This is a genomic window from Pseudomonas sp. 91RF (assembly GCF_003576265.1).
In the GTDB taxonomy this organism is placed as follows: Bacteria; Pseudomonadota; Gammaproteobacteria; order Pseudomonadales; family Pseudomonadaceae; genus Aquipseudomonas; species Aquipseudomonas kribbensis.
In genome coordinates this window covers 79,052-99,569 of record NZ_QWFC01000026.1, presented here as the reverse complement: position 1 = coordinate 99,569, position 20,518 = coordinate 79,052, and the positions used below count along the sequence as shown (strand labels likewise).

The window sequence follows — 20,518 nt, the reverse complement described above, 5'->3', positions numbered from 1 at the left end:
ATCGGTGAATTGCTCAAGCAGCTCTTTCGGGATTTTCGGCAGCTCTCGCAACGCGGGTTTCTTTTTGGTTGGCATACATGCACCTCTTGCTCATGTTATGCCCGAACACAAAATTTCTGACACCCCCAGCTGATGTCCACGACCGTCATTCCACCGTTAGAAGACCCGGTGTCCCCGTACGAATTTCCCGATTCAAGAAAACTCCACGACGCGGCCGAACGCGCCCTCGACTATTACCTGACACCCGCAGCCCGGATCATGGCCACGCCCTACACCCCAAACGACATGTTCATGGTCAACCCGCAAACCGACACGGAGTCTTTGCTGGCCAACGCCTGCGAATCCCTCGCGTCAGCCACGGTCATGCTCGGTGACTTTGCCGGCCTGCTGGAAGGGCCGAACCGCAAGACCCTGTTGGGCATTGCGCAAGTCGTGATGTTGGGGGAATTGGCAGTTAATCAGGCGTTGGAAAATTTAGAAGCGAAGCAATAAGCGATGCTTTCGAAGCCAGGGTCTGCGCCCTGGCTTCGAAGGCTCTGATCGATATAGAAAGTTGAAACTGTGTCAGCCCTCGTTGCTACGCAACTCCTCAATACTGATTTCACGCATCCGGAATTTCTGGATCTTTCCCGTCACCGTCATCGGAAACTCCTCGACGAACTTGAAATGACGCGGTGTCTTGAAGTGGGCGATGCGCTCCTTGCACCACGCTTGCAGCTCTTGTTCGGTGGCGCTGTGGCCAGGATGGAATTTGATCCAGGCGACGATTTCCTCGCCGTAACGCGAGCAGGGAATGCCGATCACCTGCACGTCCGCCACCGCCGGGTGAGTGAAGAAGAACTCTTCCAGTTCACGCGGGTAAATGTTTTCGCCGCCACGGATGATCATGTCTTTGTTACGGCCGGCGATGCACACGTAACCCTCGTCGTTCATGCTCGCCAGGTCGCCGGTGTGCATCCAGCCTGCTGCGTCGATAGCTTCGGCGGTGGCATTCGGGTTGTTCCAGTAGCCGAGCATCACGCTGTAGCCACGGGTGCACAGCTCGCCAACGGTGCCGCGTGGCACCGGGTTACCAGCCTCGTCGATGATTTTGCTTTCGAGTTGCGGCTGGGTGCGACCGACGGTGGTGACGCGCAGTTCCAGTTCGTCCGATGGGCCGGTCTGCAGGGACACGGGGCTGGTTTCGGTCATGCCGTAGGCGATCTGCACTTCACTCATGTGCATTTCGCTGATGACCCGGCGCATCACCTCGATCGGACAAGTGGCGCCGGCCATGATCCCGGTGCGCAGGGTCGACAGGTCGAACTCGGCACGTTGCGGCTGATCGAGCATGGCGATGAACATGGTCGGCACGCCGTACAGCCCCGTAGCCTTTTCTTCGGCGACGGTGTTCAGGGTCAGCAGCGGATCGAAGGCATCGTTGGGATAAATCATGGTGCTACCGTGAGTGATACAGCCCAGGTTGCCCATGACCATGCCGAAGCAGTGATACAGCGGCACCGGGATCACCAGGCGATCGGCGGCGGTCAGGCCGAGGCTTTCGCCGACCATGTAACCGTTGTTGAGGATGTTGTAGTGACTGAGGGTCGCGCCCTTGGGGAAACCGGTGGTGCCGGAGGTGTACTGGATGTTGACCGGTTGATCGAAGTGCAGGCTGTCGCTGCGTTCACGCAATTGTTCTGGAGAGACACTGGCGGCCAGATCTGCCAGTTGCGACCACGGGAGAAAACCCGAAGGCGGCTGCGGATCGAGGCTGATCAGACCGCGCAGCTCCGGCAGGCGCTCGCTGTGCAGTTCGCCGATGGATTGCTCGGCCAGTTCCGGCAGCAAGCCTTGCAGCATGCCGTGATAGTTCGAAGATTTGAAGGCGCCGGCGCAGACCAGCCATTGGCAGCCGGATTGCTTGAGTACGTATTCGAGTTCGGAGCTGCGGTAGGCCGGGTTGATGTTGACCAGAATCACGCCGAGCTTCGCGGTGGCGAACTGTGTGATGCACCACTGCGCACAGTTCGGCGCCCAGATGCCGAGCCGGTCACCGGCCTGCAAACCCAACGCCAGCAGCGCTCTGGCATGCACGTCCACCGCGTCGGCCAGTTGCCGCCAGGTGTAACGCAACTGCTGATGGCGCACCACCAGCGCCTCGCCGTCCGGGTACTGCGCGACGGTCTCGTCGAACTTCTGCCCGATGGTCATCGCCAGCAAGGCTTTGTCCTGGGAACCACGGGTGTAGCTGCGCTGCGGGTTTGCACTGGGTTGATCCATGACGACCCCTATTGTCTTTATTAGTGGGTGTTGGACCGGAGCCATATAAGCTCCGACCGCTCAGAACTGGCCCTACTCTCGCTCAAGTTGACGTTAACGTAAAGGGTGATTGACAGCCATTCGTCACAGGCTTACGTTAACGTAAAGGTGAGAGCCAAACCGCCGCCCTCCCCGCCCTACAAAAAAGCCAAAAGGTGACCCATGAGCTACCCATCCCTGAACTTTGCCCTCGGTGAAACTATCGACATGCTGCGCGATCAGGTTCAGTCCTTTGTCGCCAAAGAGATCGCCCCGCGCGCCGCGCAGATCGACAGCGACAACCTGTTCCCGGCCGATCTGTGGCGCAAGTTCGGTGACATGGGCCTGCTCGGTATCACCGTTCCGGAAGAGTACGGCGGTGCTGGCCTGGGTTACCTGGCGCACGTCGTGGCGATGGAAGAAATCAGCCGTGGCTCGGCTTCCGTGGCGTTGTCCTACGGCGCCCACTCCAACCTCTGCGTGAACCAGATCAACCGCAACGGCAACCACGAACAGAAAGCCAAATACCTGCCGAAGCTGATCAGCGGCGAACACGTCGGCGCACTCGCCATGAGCGAGCCGAACGCCGGTTCCGACGTGGTCTCGATGAAACTGCGCGCCGATAAACGGGGCGACCGTTTCGTGCTCAACGGCAGCAAGACCTGGATCACCAACGGCCCCGACGCCAACACCTACGTGATCTACGCCAAGACCGACCTGGAAAAAGGCCCCCACGGCATCACCGCATTCATCGTCGAGCGCGACTGGAAAGGCTTCAGCCGCAGCAACAAGTTCGACAAGCTCGGCATGCGCGGTTCCAATACCTGCGAGCTGTTCTTCGATGACGTCGAAGTGCCGGAAGAAAACATCCTCGGCGTACTCAACGGCGGCGTGAAAGTGCTGATGAGCGGCCTCGATTACGAGCGCGTCGTGCTGTCCGGTGGCCCGACCGGGATCATGCAGTCGTGCATGGACCTGATCGTGCCGTACATCCACGACCGCAAGCAGTTCGGCCAGAGCATCGGCGAGTTCCAGCTGATTCAGGGCAAAGTCGCCGACATGTACACCCAGCTCAACGCCAGCCGCGCCTACCTCTACGCCGTGGCCCAGGCCTGCGAGCGCAACGAAACCACCCGCAAGGACGCCGCCGGCGTGATCCTCTACACCGCCGAACGCGCCACGCAAATGGCCCTCGATGCGATCCAGATTCTCGGCGGCAACGGTTACATCAACGAATTCCCGGCCGGCCGTCTGCTGCGTGACGCCAAGCTGTACGAAATCGGTGCCGGCACCAGTGAGATCCGTCGCATGCTGATCGGTCGCGAACTGTTCAACGAAACCCGCTAAACGGAGCTGTCCATGGCTATCCTGCATACCCAGCTCAACCCTCGTTCAGCGGAGTTCGCCGCCAACAGCGCGGCGATGCTCACACAAGTCGACGCCCTGCACACCCTGCTCGCCCAAGTGGCACAGGGCGGTGGCGCGAAAGCTCAGGAACGGCACACCTCGCGGGGCAAACTGCTGCCCCGTGAACGGATCAACCGCTTGCTCGATCCGGGCTCGCCGTTTCTGGAAATCAGTCAGTTGGCCGCCCACGCCGTTTATGGCGAAGACGTGCCGGCCGCCGGCGTGATTGCCGGCATCGGCCGCGTGGAAGGCGTCGAATGCATGATCGTCGCCAACGACGCGACGGTGAAAGGTGGCTCGTACTATCCGCTGACCGTGAAGAAACACCTGCGCGCCCAGACCATCGCCCAACAGAACCGCCTGCCGTGCATTTATCTGGTGGACTCGGGCGGCGCCAACCTGCCGCGCCAGGACGAAGTGTTTCCGGATCGCGAGCACTTCGGGCGAATCTTCTTCAACCAGGCCAACATGAGCGCCATGGGCATTCCGCAGATTGCCGTGGTCATGGGCTCCTGTACCGCCGGTGGCGCTTATGTGCCGGCGATGGCTGACGAAGCGATCATGGTACGTAATCAAGCGACGATTTTCCTCGCTGGCCCGCCCTTGGTGAAAGCCGCGACAGGTGAAGTGGTCAGCGCCGAGGACCTCGGCGGGGCCGATGTGCATTGCAAGACTTCCGGGGTCGCCGACCATTACGCCGAAAGCGACGAGCACGCCCTCGCCCTCGCCCGCCGCAGCGTCGCCAATCTCAACTGGCGCAAGCTCGGCGAAGTGCAGCAGCGCACGCCGATTGCGCCGCTGTACGCCAGCGATGAGTTGTACGGTGTGGTGTCGGCGGACGCCAAGCAGCCGTTCGATGTGCGCGAAGTGATTGCGCGGCTGGTCGACGGTTCGGTGTTCGATGAATTCAAGGCGCTGTTCGGAACGACCCTGGTGTGCGGTTTCGCCCATCTGCACGGCTACCCGATCGCGATCCTCGCCAACAACGGCATCCTGTTCGCCGAAGCCGCGCAGAAAGGCGCGCACTTCATCGAACTGGCCTGCCAGCGCGGCATCCCGCTGCTGTTCCTGCAGAACATCACCGGCTTCATGGTCGGCCAGAAATACGAAGCCGGCGGCATCGCCAAACACGGCGCCAAACTGGTGACCGCCGTGGCGTGCGCCAAGGTGCCGAAATTCACCGTGATCATCGGCGGCAGCTTCGGCGCCGGTAACTACGGCATGTGCGGGCGGGCCTACGATCCGCGTTTCCTGTGGATGTGGCCGAACGCGCGGATCGGCGTGATGGGCGCCGAACAGGCGGCCGGCGTGCTGGTTCAGGTCAAGCGCGAGCAGGCCGAACGCAGCGGCCAGGCCTTCAGCGCCGAGCAGGAAAGCGAGATCAAGCAACCGATTCTCGACCAGTACGAAGAGCAGGGTCACCCCTACTACTCCAGCGCACGGCTGTGGGACGACGGTGTCATCGACCCGGCGCAGACCCGCGATGTACTGGCCCTGGCCTTGTCCGCGTCGTTGAACGCACCAATCGAACCGAGCCGCTTCGGCGTGTTCCGGATGTGATCGGGAGAACCTCATGAGCGATTTCAACACCCTCGAATTGCAGAGCGATCCACGGGGTTTCGCAACCCTGTGGCTCAGCCGCGAAGAAAAGAACAACGCGTTCAACGCCGAGATGATCCGCGAACTGATCCTGGCGCTGGACAAGGTTGCCAGCGACGCCAGCCTGCGTTTCCTGCTGGTGCGCGGACGCGGCAAACACTTCAGTGCCGGCGCCGATCTGGCCTGGATGCAGCAATCGGCCGAACTCGATTACCACACCAACCTCGACGATGCCCGGGAACTGGCGGAGTTGATGTACAACCTCGCCAAACTGAAGATCCCGACCGTGGCCGTGGTGCAAGGCGCGGCGTTCGGTGGAGCGCTGGGTCTGATCAGTTGCTGCGACATGGCGATTGGCGCCGATGACGCACAGTTCTGTCTGTCGGAAGTGCGCATTGGCCTGGCGCCTGCGGTGATCAGTCCGTTCGTGGTGCAGGCCATCGGCGAGCGCGCGGCACGGCGTTATGCGCTGACGGCCGAGCGCTTCGGCGGGCAGCGGGCGCGGGAAATCGGTTTGTTGTCGGAAAGCTATCCGGCGACCGAGCTTGAGCAGAAAGTCGAACAATGGATCGACAACTTGCTGCTCAACAGCCCCGCCGCCATGCGCGCCAGCAAGGATCTGCTGCGTGAAGTCGGCAACGGCGCACTGACCCCGGCCCTGCGTCGCTACACCGAAAACGCCATCGCCCGCATCCGCGTCAGCCCGGAAGGCCAGGAAGGTCTGCGGGCCTTTCTGCAGAAGCGTCCGCCGAGCTGGCAAGCCGCAACCACCACCAAGGAGCCGCGTTGATGAGCGCACCTGTCCTCACCACCCTGCTGGTGGCCAACCGTGGCGAAATCGCTTGCCGGGTCATGCGCACCGCCAAGGCGCTGGGCCTGACCACCGTCGCCGTGCACAGCGCCACCGACCGTGAAGCCCGGCACAGCCGTGAAGCGGATATCCGAGTCGATCTGGGCGGCAGCAAAGCGGCCGACAGCTACCTGAAAATCGACAAACTGATCGCGGCGGCCAAGGCCAGCGGCGCTCAGGCGATTCATCCGGGTTATGGCTTTCTTTCGGAGAACGCTGGTTTTGCCCGCGCCATTGAAGCGGCCGGCCTGATCTTCCTCGGCCCGCCCGCCTCGGCCATCGACGCGATGGGCAGCAAATCCGCCGCCAAGGCGTTGATGGAAACTGCCGGCGTGCCGCTGGTGCCGGGCTATCACGGTGAGGCCCAGGATCTGGACACCTTCCGCGATGCTTGCGAGCGCATCGGTTATCCGGTGCTGCTCAAGGCCACTGCCGGCGGTGGCGGCAAGGGCATGAAAGTCGTTGAGGATGTCAGCCAACTGGCGGAAGCGCTGGCTTCGGCCCAGCGTGAAGCGCAGTCGTCGTTTGGCGATTCGCGGATGCTGGTGGAGAAATACCTGCTCAAGCCGCGTCATGTGGAAATCCAGGTGTTTGCCGATCAGCATGGCAACTGCCTGTACCTGAACGAGCGCGACTGCTCGATTCAGCGTCGGCATCAGAAGGTCGTTGAAGAAGCTCCGGCACCGGGGCTGAGCCCGGAGTTGCGTCGAGCCATGGGTGAAGCGGCAGTGCGTTCGGCGCAGGCCATCGGTTACGTCGGCGCCGGCACGGTGGAGTTTCTGCTGGACGCTCGCGGCGAATTCTTCTTCATGGAGATGAACACGCGGTTGCAGGTCGAACACCCGGTCACCGAAGCCATCACCGGACTCGATCTGGTGGCCTGGCAGATTCGTGTCGCCCGTGGTGAGGCGTTGCCGATCACTCAGGATCAGGTGCCGCTGAACGGGCATGCGATTGAAGTGCGGTTGTATGCGGAAGATCCGTCGAATGACTTTTTGCCGGCCACCGGGCGTCTGGAGCTGTATCGCGAATCCGCTGCAGGGCCGGGGCGCCGTGTGGACAGTGGCGTTGAGGAAGGCGACGAGATTTCGCCGTTCTATGACCCGATGCTCGGCAAGCTGATTGCCTGGGGCGAAGATCGTGAGCAGGCGCGGTTGCGGCTGCTGAGCATGCTCGATGAGTTCGCGATTGGCGGGTTGAAGACCAACATCAACTTCCTGCGGCGGATCATCGGTCATCCCGCGTTCGCGGCGGCGGAACTGGATACCGGGTTCATTCCGCGCTATCAGGAGCAGTTGCTGCCAGCGCCTGCTGCGCTGAGTGATGAGTTCTGGGAGGCGGCGGCGCAGGCTTTTGCGCAGAGCTTGCCGGGGACGGCTCGGATGGATGATCCGGCTTCGCCTTGGGCAATTCATAGCGGTTTGCGCGCCGGGTTGCCTCGTGAAATCACTCTGCATTTGAGTTGCGAGGGACAGGATCGGGCGTTGACGCTCGGTGCTGGCGGCAGTGCAAAACTGATCGGCGAGCAACTGGTGATCGAGCATGACAGGCTGCGTCGCCAGTTACGTGCGATTCGTCGTGGAGAGGTTCTGTATCTGCAATGGGACGGCGAATTGCGGCGTATTGAAACGTACGACCCCATCAGCGCTGTCGAAGCCAGCCACAGTCATCAGGGCGGTCTGACTGCACCGATGAACGGCAGCATCGTGCGCGTGCTGGTTGAGACCGGACAATCGGTTGAGGCCGGTGCTCAACTGGTGGTGCTGGAAGCGATGAAGATGGAACACAGCATTCGCGCGCCCCATGCTGGCGTTATCAAGGCGCTGTATTGCCAGGAAGGCGAAATGGTCAGCGAAGGCAGCGCACTGGTCGAGCTGGAAGAAGCTTGAGAGGTGGATCGATCCTACGCCTGGCGAGGATCGATCTGACTAGTATTTGGCCGATGCCTGAACCACGACACCGATAATTCGGCACTCGTCGGTAAACAAGGCCTTCGGCCAGGTCGGATTGAGCGGTACCAGGTAACGCTGGCCGCCCTCTTCGATCAGTTTGCGGAAAATCGCCTCGTCGCTGTCCGGCCACTGGACGATCACCAGTTTTCCGGGTTCTGCCTCCAGTGCCGGGTCCACCAGGATCAGCATCCCCTCGCCGATGCTCTGCCCGGTAGGCGCGGTCATCGAGTTGCCCACCACCGTGAGCCAGAACGCCGGGCCACGGGCGTGGTAATCCGTCAGTTCGAAACGTCGCTTGTCCTTGCCGCTCGAATAGGCCGGTTGGGCTTCACGGGCCTCGATGGGCGTCTTCCAATCGCTGACCGGGTAGCGGAAGTAAGGGTTGTACTTCTGCGCCAGCGGCATTTCGTCGTCCTTGTCGACTTGCGGTTCGCGGATCACCACCGCGACTTCGAGATACTCCATGCCCAGCGCTTTCAGCACGCGGTTCATCTGCGTGATGCCGGGCTCACGGCGTTTGTTCAGCCAATGGCCGATACCGCCCTGAGACATACCGACGCGCTCGCCGAGTTCGACTTGAGTGACGTTGAGTTCACTCATTTTGGCCTTGACCAACTCAATCCATTTATCCATGTGCGGCACCATACGTGCCTGCCTTCGGCCGGCAAAACACATATTGTAGTATTTAAATTCTGGTCACAAATACTCTAGGTACTATTCTTGAGTCACGGATTTGAATCGACCAAGGAGTGACCTTTCACCATGAATATCACCAGCAACGACCTGCCCGACCTTCAAATGGATACCACTTTCAAGTCTCCACAGGGGTGCGCTGCCGCACAGCGGGCATTGGACTATTACTTGAAACCGGCTGTGTCAGAACAGGGAGTGGAAGAACGTTTTTTCGGCGTGAACAGTAATTTGAGCGGCGAAGAATCCCTGGTCCACGCCTCGGATTTGCTGCGATGTGCGGCGGCCACGGCGTTCAAGGCCGCAGACGGCTTGCAAGGCGTCAATCGGGATCTGGCGTTTTCGGTCGTGCACATGGTGGACATGGCACGGGCGATGGTCGATCACTCGCTCGATGGCGGTGTTCGCTGAAGACGGACAGGAAAGAATTTTCCAATCGCGCAGATAAAAACGTTTGACTTGCAAATGATAATGATTATTATTGCAAGCAACTGGTCGCGAGATCAGTCGATGGACCAGAGACCTTAGGTCGGTCTTCTGGACTATCTCCTCATCAGGCTAATCACGGTTTTTGACCCGGCTTTTTGCCGGGTCTTTTTTTTGCCAGTTTTCTGGCTTTTGGCTTCAGGCTAATGAAGTCTTTGGGTGCTGCAAATTCGGTGGCGCGGATAATATCAAAAGAACATCGCTTGGCAAGGGAACCCCGTCCGCATTGGGGAAAAGTAATGCCAATTAGCACTTGAGAATCAATCGCACAGCTACTAAGCTGCACCCGCGTCATGGAAGACGCCCCCCGCCACACCCCGCAATTTCCCTCGGTTTCACCCCTGTCTTGCGTGTAAAGTAGCCGCCATAAAAATCATATTCAGGAACCGATTATGACCGTGGCCAAATCTTCGTTCGACATCAGCGCCAACTTCGACAGCGGCAACATCCAAGTCATCGACATCAGCAACCCGCTCAACCCGGTTCTGGCAATTCGGCCAGATACCCGCAGCGCCCATTTCCAGTGGTTCCACTTCAAGGCCAGCGGCCTGCATGTTCATCAGGAACACTGGTTCCGCCTGGTCAACGCCAGCCAGTCCTCCTACAACAAGGCCTGGACCGGCTATCAGGCCGTCGCTTCCTACGACCACGTCAACTGGTTCCGCATTCCGACCCAATTCGAAGGCGACAGCCTGCGCTTCTGCCTTGAAGCCGAGCAGACCCACGCCTGGTTCGCCTACTTCGAACCTTACAGCCGCGGTCGTCATGACTGGCTGATCGAACAAGCGCTGAACAAGGCCGGTACCGAACTGTTGGCCACTGGCAAAAGCGTCGAGGGTCGCGACATCCAGCTGCTGCGCAAAGGCACCGGCGCCGAAGGCCGACGCAAGATCTGGATCATCGCCCAGCAGCATCCCGGCGAACACATGGCCGAGTGGTTCATGGAGGGGGTGATCGAGCGTCTGGAACATCACAACGATCCAGTGCTGAACAAACTGTTGGAAAGTGCCGATCTGTACCTGGTGCCGAACATGAACCCGGACGGTGCCTTCCACGGCCACCTGCGCACCAACGCCATGGGCCAGGACCTGAACCGGGCCTGGCAGAACGCCAGTCAGGAAGTCAGCCCGGAAGTCCTTTTCGTACAGCAGCAGATGGAAAAGTACGGCGTCGATCTGTTCCTCGACGTACATGGCGACGAAGAAATTCCCCACGTATTCACCGCCGGTTGCGAAGGCAATCCGGGCTATACGCCACGAATCGAGAAACTCGAAGAGCACTTCCGCAGCCATCTGAAACACACCACCAAAGACTTCCAGACCAAGTACGGCTACACCCGCGACGAACCGGGTCAGGCCAACATGACCCTGGCCTGCAACAGCGTCGGACAGAAGTTCGACTGCCTGTCGTTGACTCTGGAAATGCCGTTCAAGGATCACGACGATGCGCCGAACCCGCTCACCGGTTGGTCGGGCCAACGCTCGAAACAATTGGGCAAAGACGTGCTGACCACCATCGCCGACATGGTCGACACCCTGCGCTGATCCCCCCTGTTTTTCGCCCCATGAAAGATCGCAGCTCTGTCTGCGATCTTTTTTTTTGCGCTGCACTTTTACCCAATCAGGTTGCAAAACAAAACCAGATTATCTACCGTCATTCCAGTTTCCATTTGAAACCAGAAAAGGAATCAGGACATGAACGCGCAAAATCTCGGCAGCGGTGTTGTGCTGTTGTTCGCCATTGCCTGCGGCCTGGCTGTGGGCAACGTGTATTACGCCCAACCGTTGCTGGACGCCATGGCCGACGCCTTCAACCTGTCGCCCGCGAGCATCGGCATCGTCATCACGTTGACCCAGGTCGGCTACGGCATCGGGCTGGTTTTGCTCGTGCCGCTCGGCGATCTGCTCAACCGCCGACACTTGATTGTCACGCAAACCCTGCTGTCGGCCGCAGCCTTGCTGATGATTGCACTGGCCACCAACAGCATCTGGCTGCTGATCGGCATGACCCTGACCGGCCTGCTTGCCGTCGTCACTCAGGTGCTGGTGGCCTATGCCGCAACCCTGGCCATTCCGACACAGCGAGGACACGTCGTCGGCGTGATCACCAGCGGCATCGTGGTCGGCATCTTGCTCGCGCGCACCGTGGCGGGCGGGATGGCGGATCTGGCCGGCTGGCGGGCGATTTATCTGTTATCGGCTGGGCTGACGCTGGTCATGGCGCTGTTGTTGTTTCGCGTGCTGCCCAAGGACGAGAGCCCGCAACCGGCAACCTCCTACGCCGCGTTGATTACCTCGGTGTTCAGCCTGTTTCGAGAGGAGCCAGTGCTGCGGCAACGGGCGATTCTGGCCCTGCTGACCTTTGCCAGTGCCATGGTCCTGTGGACGCCGATGGTTTTGCCGTTGGCCGCCCCGCCGCTGTCACTTTCCCACAGCGAAATCGGACTGTTCGGACTGGCCGGCGCGGCTGGTGCATTGGCCGCCGCAAGAGCCGGACACTTGGCGGATCGAGGTCTGGGGCAATGGGTCAGCGGCCTGTCCTTGCTGCTGATGCTCGGTTCCTGGCTGCCGATTGCGTTCACCCAATCCTCATTGTGGGCGCTGTTGTTCGGCGTGATCACCCTGGATCTGGGTTTGCAAGCTGTGCATGTCACCAGCCAAAGCATGATCTACAGCGTCCGCCCAGAGGCACAGAGCCGACTGACCGCCGGTTACATGCTGTTTTACTCGATTGGCAGCGCCCTGGGCTCAATCGCCTCGACGGCCATGTACGCCTGGGCAGGATGGCCGGGTGTCTGCTGGTTGGGTGCTGGAATCAACATGGCCGCGCTGCTGTATTGGTGGCAAACGCTGGCACCGCAAAAACGTGGCGAGCAAATGTGCTCACTCGCCACGCCGGATTAACGTCTGTGGTCAGTTGCGATTGCGTCCCCGCAGCATGCTGTCGAGCACCTCGTCACGGCGCACCCAACCATGGAACAGCGCTGCCGCCAGGTGCAGCAGCACGGTCAGAAACAACAGATACGCCAGATAACCGTGCGCCTTGCGCAACAGCGCAAACACCTGGGCATCTGCCGGCAGGATCGACGGCAATTGCAACGAATGACCAAGCATCACCGGATCGCCCGCAGCACTGATCATCGCCCAGCCCAGCAGCGGCAACACCAGCATCAAGGCGTACAGCAACAGGTGCGACGCCTTGGCTGCCATCACCTGCCAGCCCGGCAGATCCTCCGGCAGCGGCGGCTGACGCGTGCCCAGTCGCACCAGTATGCGCACGATCACCAGCAACAGGATCGCGATACCCAGCGGCTTGTGCAGGTTGATCAGCCATTCATGCCGCGCCGACACCGAAGTGACCATGCCGGCCCCGATGAACAACATGGCAATGATCATGACTGCCATCAGCCAGTGCAGCAGCCGCGCCAGCGGATTGAAATGCGTCGGTGGCGTTCTCATGGGCGTGCCTCCTGTTTGCCAGTGGGCAATTGACTGACTTCGCTGGTGCGACGCAGGTAGGAATCGGCGTAGCCGGCTGAACGAGCAGCGAGCAACGGGTCGTCGGAACCTTCAATCCCGGCAGGCAGGACCAGTGGGTCGTAGTTGATGTCGCGGCATTCACCGCTGAGTTGCGGCTGGGTCTTTTCCAGCACCAGGGTACCGGCGTTCAGCATTTTGCGACCGGCAGGCCAGACCTTGCTGGCGTCGTTCACCGGATCGTCAGCGTTGGCCAACGTAATGTTCAACTGAAAGCGCAGCGGCCCCTCGGCCAGACGTTGGACCAAGTCCTTTTCGAGAAAGTCGCTACCTTCCGGAGCCGTAGCGCCCGCTGCATCCTGGGCCAATGGCATCATGCTCCAGCGCACGGCCTGCTTCTTGCCGCTCGCGTCGACCAGATAGAACGCGTTGACACTGTTGTAGATCTCGGTCACGTAGCTGGCCGAAGGTTTGGCCGTCTTCACCCAGGTCAAAAACGGCACGGCTTCCGGGTGAGCAGCAAAAAATGCGGGGACTTTGGCGGGATCGGGTTTGCCGGTCGCCGGATCCGGCGATTGCGCTTGCTGCAACTGATAGAACGCTTCCGGGGTGCCCACCGGGAACACCGGCATGCTGTTCATCCCGGTACGCCACTGCTGGCCGTTGGCCTGGGTGAAACGCAGCGCCAGGCTGCGAATCGGTACGGCGCTGTCCGGGGCATAAGGATTACCCGCCGGCAGCGCGAATCGCCCGACTACCGGGGTGCGTGGCTCATTGAACACTTGTGCGACAGAGTAAGGACGCGCCTCGCCACTGCTTTCGAAATGGCCGATGACGCAAACACCCTTGGCGTGATTGCGACGAAACCCCGGATGCACGCCGTTGTTCTTTTCCAGCACATCGACCAACGCCTTGGGCGTCAGTCGTTGTGGGTCAAAGTTGCCGTGAACGTAGGCAAACGCCCCGGCCACGGCTGCGACCACGACGGCGATACCGCCGAGACGCAACACCAGGCTCGCGGCACTCAATGGCGGGCGTTGTGGCCCGCCGGGCGGTGAGTTGCGATCAACCATGAAAGACTCCAGGGCCATCGGCCACAAGTAGGAAGAATCAGCAAGACGCACGCCATCCGGATTTATTCCACGGCCCGGTATTTATTTTTCCGAACGTGGAATAACCTCGAATGCCGGGCGTCTTCCTAGTCCACAGCGTAGTGACCAGCAGAACTTCATGAGCGAATTCGACGAACAACTGAGAGAAATCATTCCCAGATTGCGGCGCTTTGCCGTGTCGTTGACGCGCAACGCCAGCAGCGCCGACGACCTGGTCCAGGCCAGCCTTGAACGCGCTCTCTCCAGTTGGGGTGACAAGCGCGCCGAGGGCGATCTGCGCGCGTGGCTGTTTTCGATCCTGTACCGCCAGTTCCTCGATGCGCACCGGCGCTCCCGTCGCTACGCCCGGATGCTCGAATTCTTCACCGGCCGCGATGACGCCGAACCCTCGGTGGAGCGCACCGTCATTGCCCGATCGACCCTGCAAGCCTTCGATCGCCTGCCCACCGAACAGCGCGCCCTGTTGCTGATGGTGTCGGTGGAAGGCTTGACCTATAAGGAGGTCGCCGAGATTCTCGACGTCCCCACCGGCACCGTGATGTCGCGCCTGTCCCGCGCCCGCCAGGCTTTGCGCCAGCTCAGCGACGGCGAAATCAGCAGCCCTTCCTTGCGGATACTCAAATGATCAGCCTGCCCCCCAGCGAGCGTGATTTGCACGCCTACATCGACCACCAGCTCAGCGACGCCGACCGGCGTGTGCTGGAAAACTGGCTGGCCAGCCACCCGGAAGACGCCGCGTTGATCCGCGCCTGGCAACAGGATGCCCAGCACCTGCGGGCGGCCCTCGGTGGCGCGTTGCAACAACCGGCCAACCCGGATCTGGACCCGGCGCTGATCCGCCAGCGGCTCAAGCATCGATCACGCCGGCGCTGGGCCAGCGCGGCCGTGTTGCTGATAGCGGTCAGCCTCGGTGGTGTCAGTGGCTGGCAGGCCCGGGAAATGACCCTCGTGCGCTCGATAGCGCCGATGAGCGATGCCCTGCAGGCGTACCGTCTGATCGCTCAGCAAGGGATTCTGCCAGCGGACTACAAGGACGGCGGCGCAGGTGACATGCAGCGTTGGCTCGACCGCTACTTCACGCAGGCCAACCGTCTGCCGGACCTGACGGCAGCCGGGTTTCAACCGGTCAGCGGCCGCCTGTTGAGTACCGATGAAGGCCCGGCGGCGATGGTCATGTATGAGGATCAAAACGGGCACAAGGTCAGTTTCTACGTGCGCCCGCCGGGGCCGAAAAATACCTTTCTGCCACGGGGTAGCCGTCGCGACGGGGATCTGCAGGCCGAGTATTGGTCCGGCGACGGTTACAACTACGCCATGGTCAGCCCGACCGATACCCCGGCGGCGCCGTTGCTCCAGCATACCGAACGCTTTTAGCCGGTTCAGAACCCGACATCCAGCACCACGTTGTCCAGATAGGTACCGGCGGGCGGCGTGGTCTGGTCGGTGTAGATCTTTGCGTTGTAGTTGAAGATCTGGCTGCCGGTGCCCAGTCCGTTACCGGGATTGACCTCGGCATCGGTGCTGGCTCGACGTGCTGCGCCGACACTGCCCCAGCGGGTGGTGCCGGCGCTTTTGAAAATGTCGTAGGCCAGATAGTTGCTGCCGGAAATCATTCGTCGTCGACCGCCGACGCTGACCGGGTTCTGCCCGTCGCCCAGACCCACGGTGTAGGCACTGCCCTTGGTGCACGCCAGATTGATGGTCTGCCCGGTCACCGGGGTAAACGCGCTGATCACCGGTGCGCTGCCGAAGGCAATGTTGGGCGCGGTGATGGTGCAATCGTTGGACACGGTCAGGTTGACCGTCAGGGTCGTGGTGCCACTGTTGATATCGCGGCCCAGGCAGAGTCCGCCGACCCCGATGCCCGAACAGTAATTCCAGTTCCAGAAAATGCTCAGGGTTTCGGTGTATACCCCGGCCGCCACATTGCTGCCAATCGTGGTGCCGAAGTACAGCGGCACGGTTTTCGGCACGGTGCCATTGAGCAACCCCAGTGCATCAATGATGCCGTTGCGGGCGAAATCGTAGGCCGTGCCCCGAGTCAGAGGGTAACTGGTGCTGTTGTTGGCGTAGATCGTATAGTTGATGACATCGCCGGTGGGCCCGAGCAGACCGCTTTGAGTCGAAGTCACCGTGGCCCAGAAGTGATCGTTGTTGGCCAACAGCGACAACAGCGAACCTGTACAGCTCAACCCGCCGTTGAGTGTGGAACTGGGTTGCGACGTGGTGCGAACCGCAATCGAACTGATCGTGCCGAACCCGGCCGGTGTGGTGGTGACCACCGAACACAGCGCCTGCGCCGCCCCCGGCAGCATCAGTGCCAGCCACAGACAGAGCCGTACCCACGTCATTGACACACCAGCGGCCCGATCAGCGGGATCTGATCCTGTTGCAGGTCAACCTTGAATTGCGCCTGACAGGTCTTGCCATCGGCCAGCGTCACCCTCAGTGAGTTCTGCGCCTGCAGATTTTCCAGATAGACCAGCCCGTCCCAGCCCACCACCGTGCGCGTGCCACTCTCCTCATGCAGCACACCGCTGCCGAGCGGCAGCTCCTGCTGCTGCGCATCCACCAGCACGATGCTCGCGGCAATCACCCGGCTCAGCGGAAATTCCAGCAGATAGCCACTGCCGCGGCGTACGGCAATGCGCTGTTCGACATTCGGGCTGCGCACGTTGGCCGGCAGGTTCAACGGATCGATTTCATATTTGCCACGGTAGTAGGCGCTGCTCCAGGGCACCAGCAAGTGGCCGTTGCGGTCAGTCTGGCCGACCTGCTGGTTTTCGTAACGCACCGGCACATTCGCGTAACCGTCGGTGCTGACCACGACAAAGGCATCGTCGATGCGGTTGGCCGCGAACACTTGATGGTCCATCCACACCAGCGAACCGCTGGCATCGGCCCACCGGGTTTCGGCCTCCGAAGTGCCGTAGACACCGGCCTGCAATTGCACCGATTGCAGACGCCACGTCACGTCAGCCTGACGATAATCAGGGCCGTCGCCGTTGGCATAACCGAGGTTGAAGCCCACCCCGCCCTCGGGCGGTACGGCTCGGCTGTAGTTGACGCGTTGTTGCGTCTGCCCGGTCTTGCTGCGTTCGCTGCTGATGGCGAGACTGCCGCGCAGGTCAAAGGGGATCACCAGTTGTGCCTGCACCGCCCAGTTGGCGTCGCCGATTTCGCGGTTGGCCGACAGGTAGAAACTGCTGTTGCGCCACAACGGTTTGCTCCAGCTCAGGTTGAGCAACCGCGTGCGGGAGTCGTCCGCCGCCCGGATATCGAAATAACCGACACCCAGACTGCCCCAGCGCTCAAGGTTGAGGCTCAGGGTCGCCTGCTCGCTGCGCTTGCTGAGGCTGGTGTAAGGACTGTCGACCACCGTGAGGTCAGCGTACTGGTCGCGCCGTTGCAACCGTTGCCAGGAAAAGCTGAAACGCTGGGCGCTGTACTGATAACCGAGGCTGTATTGCTGCCCGCCATCTCCGTCGAAACGGCTCTGGCTGATCGCACTGTTGAGCACCCCGAAATTGCCCAGCCGCAGATTGCCGCCGAGGCCGCCAAGGGTCAGTGAATCGGCCGCTTCGGCGTGGCTTTCCAGCGTGAAGCTGTCGCTGATGCCATAACGCAGGCTGCCCGATGTCACGCCCGGTCCGTAACTGAAGTCCTTCAGCCCGTAATCGCGACGCAGCGTACCGGCGCTGATCGAGAAATCGCTCAAGCCCTTCTGCAACAGGCTGCTGGTGACATAGAACGGCACGGTGGTCGATACCTGCCGACCCAGCGCATCGGTGGTCACCACCACCGCTTCGCCCGCACCGTTGATGAACGGAATATTGGTCAAGGTGTACGGGCCCGGTTGCAAATCGGTGCTGCTGGACTTGTAGCCGTTGATGAACAGATCCACCGAGGACGGCACCGCCGCTTCACCGGCGAACTGCGGCAGCGGATAGGTCACCAGATCCGGACGCACCGCAAAATCCCGGGAGAACTGCACGCCCCCCAGACGCACCGAACTGCTCCACGGCAAGGCGCCGCTGACCACGTCCCCCGCCTCGTAGGTCAGCATCCGTTCATCATCGGAATAGCGCCACGTGGTGTCGTAGCGCAGATAGCCATTGTTCAGCGTACTCACCGAATCCCCGGACAAGGTGCGCCGATACTGCCCGGTGTTGGAGAGCGTGCCCCAACTGTCGAACACTCGCACCTCGTTCCATGCCGCCAGATAAGTCCCGGCGTCATCGGTGTCGTTGAGGTACAGGTCATAGTTGAACAAAGCGCCGAAACTGCTCAGCGCCGGGGTACGTGGATAGACCTGACGATTGCCGATGAACTGCTCCGGCAGCCAGTCCGGCGGCACATCAAGCAGCAGTCGCTGGCCGACGCTGTCGTAGTCGCTGTGCAGCCCCGGCAGACCGTCGAGATCGACTTCGGTACCGGCACTCTCGGGCAGTGTCATGCCGGTGTCGCGCAACACGCTGGCCGGCAGGAACAGCCGCCCGCCGCGCTGCTCCACCGCCACTACGCGTCCGGTATTCATCTGGTTGACCACCAGTTCCAGAAACAACTGTGCATCGCTGACGGCCTCCATGCCGCTGGGAGGCGGCGGCAGTTCGCCGGCCCCGGATGGATGAATGAACATCAGGCAACACGCGCCGGTGACAAGCCACAACGGACGCTGAATACGGCGAGTCCATCCCGGACCCATTAGCGTGTTTCGTCCGTCAATGGACTGGTTCCTCCTGAAACCGCTGCTGCCCGCCGGCCAATCGCTAGCCCGACGGCCCCGCACTACCCGGCCCGCAGGCCGAAATCCTTACTTCGCCGGCGCGATGCTCTGCACCTGTGCCGCGCCATTGATCCGGCCCGCCAGTTCTCCCGTTGTTGATCCCGGTGCCGGCCAGCGCATGACCGCGCCGGGCAGCACATAACCCAACAGCCCCTCCGCCAACGGCTTGCTCTGCCCGCCCTGCTTGAGCGCGACATCGGTCAGCCGCGCATGCACCGCGCCTTGGTTGCGCACTTCCACATAGGGTTTGCCGTCGACCGAAACCGTGCGCCAGCTCAATTGCGGCAGGCCGATGCCCTTGGGATCACGCTGCCGGGTCGTGTCTTCCTTGCTCCACAGGCCGGCACCGTAAGCAAACAGGGGCACTGAATAGCGCATCTGGAAGCGAATGGCCGCAGCCGTCTTTCCTGCATCGGCGACAGGCGGCTGCGCCGAAGGAATTTCGTCGATGATGATCCTGTAGGCCAGTTCCTGGCCGGGCGGCACGTCTTTGGTCCGGGTCAGGCGCACCAGTTGTTTCTGCCCCGGCTCGATTTTCGCCACGGGCGGACTGCCGATCACGTCACGCTGGTTCTGGTATTGCTCCTGGTAACCGTTCTGGCTCCAGCCAAACACGCGGATCTGCAGATTCGCGGTTTCACTGCCACGATTTTCCAGCCACAACGCGCTGGCCTGCTGATCGGCTTCGAGCACCGGATCGATCGGCCAGATCAGCACCGAACTGGCCGCCTGCGCCTTGATCGCGCCGAGTGAAGCCAACACCAGCATTGTGCAACCCGCCCGCAACAGCCGCGACGAGACAACCCCCATAAACCTGCTCCTTGTGCCATTCATCACCACGACAGCTGCACCTGCAACACGTCGCTGTACGTCCCCGCGGGCACCGTGCCCGGCAATTGCGCCTGGCCGTAGATCGGCAGGCTGATGTTGTTGGCGTCGCTATAGGCCACCGCCACGGTCTGACCGATGCCCAGGCTCTGGCTGTAGGCCGCGTCGCGAAACAGCGCATACGCTACCTTCGCGCTGCCGCCACTGATCTGCATGCGGCGCCCGCCGCTGTTGTACTGGCCGCCATCGACCGTCATGTTCAGCGTCACCCCCGGCGTGCATTGCAACTGCACGCCACCGGTCAATGCCACTTGCACCGTGCCGGTGGCCAGGGCCGAACTCGAACCGAAATTCAGTCCGCCATAGTTCGACACGCCCCCCACCACCAGGCAGCCCGGTGTGATCGTCGCGCTGACCTGAAAGCTCTGGCTGGTCACCGCCGCCAGCGGCAATGGCACAGCCCCCGCGCACAGCAGTAGCAGCGCTGCACAGCCATGCCGGCCCATGGCACTAGAACGTCAGTTCAACGGAAATCGTGTCGGTGTAAGTGCCCGCCGGCAGGCCGGCCTTGCCCACCGCCTGACCGTAGAGGTTCACGGTCTGCGCCACACCGGTGCTGGCGGCGAGGTTGATCACGCCGTCGATAGCCAGCAATTGCGAGTGCCCGGCATCGGTGTACAAGTCGTAGGGCACATAGTTGGCAACACCGTCGTAAAGCGCACGGGTTCCACCGGGCGACAACCCGTCATGGGCACCGGCCCGCACCTTGACCGACGGCGTGGTGCCGGCCGAGCAGAGAATCGACAACGCCCCGCCACCACCGCCCAGCACCTGGCCGGTCGCGGTGGTGAACAGGCTGTTGGCGGTGCCGAAGTTCAGGGCACCGAAGTTCAGGCCTGTGGATCCGCCGGAACCGTTGACCTGGCAACTGCTGATCAGGATCAGGCTGGAAGTGATCTGACCGGTGACCGTGGTAGCGGCATTGACGCTGGAGGCCAGTGTCAGGCCGAGCAACGACAAACCTATCCTTGATGCAATCGTACCCATGGTGT

20 protein-coding genes are annotated in these 20,518 nt (G+C 61.4%); 10 read left to right on the top strand and 10 right to left on the bottom strand.

Going from position 1 to position 20,518, the window contains the following annotated elements:
• The first annotated feature begins 132 nt into the window (after nucleotides 1-132).
• A complete protein-coding gene (locus tag DXT77_RS14165; protein WP_119428041.1) occupies nucleotides 133-492 on the top strand; it encodes a DUF6124 family protein in 360 nt (119 codons plus the stop codon).
• A 72-nt stretch (nucleotides 493-564) separates the two neighbouring features.
• Here the strand turns inward: DXT77_RS14165 and DXT77_RS14160 are convergent, their stop codons facing one another.
• Nucleotides 565-2,262 (bottom strand): AMP-binding protein, encoded by a 1,698-nt coding sequence (locus tag DXT77_RS14160; RefSeq protein WP_119428040.1) that lies wholly within the window; start codon nucleotides 2,260-2,262, stop codon nucleotides 565-567.
• 201 nt (nucleotides 2,263-2,463) lie between these two features.
• On the opposite strand from DXT77_RS14160, the gene DXT77_RS14155 reads away from it, so the two are divergent.
• Genes DXT77_RS14155 through DXT77_RS14140 form a run of 4 tightly spaced genes read left to right on the top strand, consistent with a single transcriptional unit; the run spans nucleotide 2,464 to nucleotide 8,025 of the window.
• The gene (locus DXT77_RS14155; protein ID WP_039767508.1) at nucleotides 2,464-3,627 is read left to right on the top strand and encodes an isovaleryl-CoA dehydrogenase; all 1,164 of its coding nucleotides are present in this window, start codon (nucleotides 2,464-2,466) and stop codon (nucleotides 3,625-3,627) included.
• A gap of 12 nt (nucleotides 3,628-3,639) precedes the next feature.
• Nucleotides 3,640-5,247, top strand: a complete 1,608-nt coding sequence (locus DXT77_RS14150; protein WP_119428039.1) for a carboxyl transferase domain-containing protein — start codon at nucleotides 3,640-3,642, stop codon at nucleotides 5,245-5,247.
• Nucleotides 5,248-5,260: 13 nt separating this feature from the next.
• Nucleotides 5,261-6,076: a gamma-carboxygeranoyl-CoA hydratase gene (locus DXT77_RS14145; protein WP_085712437.1), complete on the top strand. Its 816-nt coding sequence runs from the start codon at nucleotides 5,261-5,263 to the stop codon at nucleotides 6,074-6,076.
• Nucleotides 6,076-8,025 (top strand): acetyl/propionyl/methylcrotonyl-CoA carboxylase subunit alpha, encoded by a 1,950-nt coding sequence (locus tag DXT77_RS14140; protein WP_119428038.1) that lies wholly within the window; start codon nucleotides 6,076-6,078, stop codon nucleotides 8,023-8,025. Before DXT77_RS14145 ends, DXT77_RS14140 begins: the two co-directional genes overlap by 1 nt.
• Before the next feature lie 39 nt (nucleotides 8,026-8,064).
• On the opposite strand, the gene DXT77_RS14135 is transcribed toward DXT77_RS14140, so the two are convergent.
• Complete coding sequence (locus DXT77_RS14135) at nucleotides 8,065-8,721, bottom strand: LexA family transcriptional regulator (RefSeq protein WP_119428044.1); 657 nt, start codon at nucleotides 8,719-8,721, stop codon at nucleotides 8,065-8,067.
• A gap of 129 nt (nucleotides 8,722-8,850) precedes the next feature.
• On the opposite strand from DXT77_RS14135, the gene DXT77_RS14130 reads away from it, so the two are divergent.
• Entirely contained in the window at nucleotides 8,851-9,189 is a 339-nt protein-coding gene (locus DXT77_RS14130) for a DUF6124 family protein (RefSeq protein ID WP_119428037.1), read from the top strand.
• A gap of 151 nt (nucleotides 9,190-9,340) precedes the next feature.
• Here the strand turns inward: DXT77_RS14130 and DXT77_RS14125 are convergent, their stop codons facing one another.
• The gene (locus tag DXT77_RS14125) at nucleotides 9,341-9,559 is read right to left on the bottom strand and encodes a hypothetical protein (protein ID WP_119428036.1); all 219 of its coding nucleotides are present in this window, start codon (nucleotides 9,557-9,559) and stop codon (nucleotides 9,341-9,343) included.
• Nucleotides 9,560-9,656: 97 nt separating this feature from the next.
• Between DXT77_RS14125 and DXT77_RS14120 the strand changes: the two genes are divergently transcribed.
• Both DXT77_RS14120 and DXT77_RS14115 read left to right on the top strand, forming a co-directional pair.
• Nucleotides 9,657-10,808, top strand: coding sequence for a M14-type cytosolic carboxypeptidase (locus tag DXT77_RS14120; RefSeq protein WP_119428035.1), 1,152 nt, complete (start codon nucleotides 9,657-9,659; stop codon nucleotides 10,806-10,808).
• 150 nt (nucleotides 10,809-10,958) lie between these two features.
• On the top strand, nucleotides 10,959-12,167 hold the full coding sequence (locus tag DXT77_RS14115; protein ID WP_119428034.1) for an MFS transporter: 1,209 nt from the start codon (nucleotides 10,959-10,961) through the stop codon (nucleotides 12,165-12,167).
• Nucleotides 12,168-12,176: 9 nt separating this feature from the next.
• On the opposite strand, the gene DXT77_RS14110 is transcribed toward DXT77_RS14115, so the two are convergent.
• A complete protein-coding gene (locus DXT77_RS14110; RefSeq protein WP_119428033.1) occupies nucleotides 12,177-12,722 on the bottom strand; it encodes a cytochrome b in 546 nt (181 codons plus the stop codon).
• Complete coding sequence (locus tag DXT77_RS14105) at nucleotides 12,719-13,813, bottom strand: catalase family peroxidase (RefSeq protein ID WP_119428032.1); 1,095 nt, start codon at nucleotides 13,811-13,813, stop codon at nucleotides 12,719-12,721. The genes DXT77_RS14110 and DXT77_RS14105 overlap by 4 nt, the downstream gene beginning before the upstream one ends.
• Before the next feature lie 157 nt (nucleotides 13,814-13,970).
• On the opposite strand from DXT77_RS14105, the gene DXT77_RS14100 reads away from it, so the two are divergent.
• Nucleotides 13,971-14,477 carry an RNA polymerase sigma factor gene (locus DXT77_RS14100; RefSeq protein ID WP_119428031.1) on the top strand — a complete coding sequence of 169 codons (507 nt, stop codon included), beginning with the start codon at nucleotides 13,971-13,973 and terminating at the stop codon, nucleotides 14,475-14,477.
• Entirely contained in the window at nucleotides 14,474-15,226 is a 753-nt protein-coding gene (locus tag DXT77_RS14095) for an anti-sigma factor (protein ID WP_119428030.1), read from the top strand. Before DXT77_RS14100 ends, DXT77_RS14095 begins: the two co-directional genes overlap by 4 nt.
• Before the next feature lie 5 nt (nucleotides 15,227-15,231).
• On the opposite strand, the gene DXT77_RS14090 is transcribed toward DXT77_RS14095, so the two are convergent.
• From DXT77_RS14090 to DXT77_RS14070, 5 genes are all read right to left on the bottom strand, one after another.
• Nucleotides 15,232-16,203, bottom strand: coding sequence for a spore coat U domain-containing protein (locus DXT77_RS14090; protein WP_119428029.1), 972 nt, complete (start codon nucleotides 16,201-16,203; stop codon nucleotides 15,232-15,234).
• On the bottom strand, nucleotides 16,200-18,557 hold the full coding sequence (locus DXT77_RS14085) for a fimbria/pilus outer membrane usher protein (RefSeq protein WP_119428028.1): 2,358 nt from the start codon (nucleotides 18,555-18,557) through the stop codon (nucleotides 16,200-16,202). The genes DXT77_RS14090 and DXT77_RS14085 overlap by 4 nt, the downstream gene beginning before the upstream one ends.
• 108 nt (nucleotides 18,558-18,665) lie before the next feature.
• On the bottom strand, nucleotides 18,666-19,448 hold the full coding sequence (locus DXT77_RS14080) for a molecular chaperone (RefSeq protein ID WP_119428027.1): 783 nt from the start codon (nucleotides 19,446-19,448) through the stop codon (nucleotides 18,666-18,668).
• Nucleotides 19,449-19,471: 23 nt separating this feature from the next.
• A complete protein-coding gene (locus tag DXT77_RS14075) occupies nucleotides 19,472-19,972 on the bottom strand; it encodes a spore coat U domain-containing protein (protein WP_119428026.1) in 501 nt (166 codons plus the stop codon).
• Nucleotides 19,973-19,976: 4 nt separating this feature from the next.
• Nucleotides 19,977-20,513, bottom strand: coding sequence for a spore coat protein U domain-containing protein (locus tag DXT77_RS14070; protein WP_119428025.1), 537 nt, complete (start codon nucleotides 20,511-20,513; stop codon nucleotides 19,977-19,979).
• Between the last annotated feature and the right edge of the window lie 5 nt (nucleotides 20,514-20,518).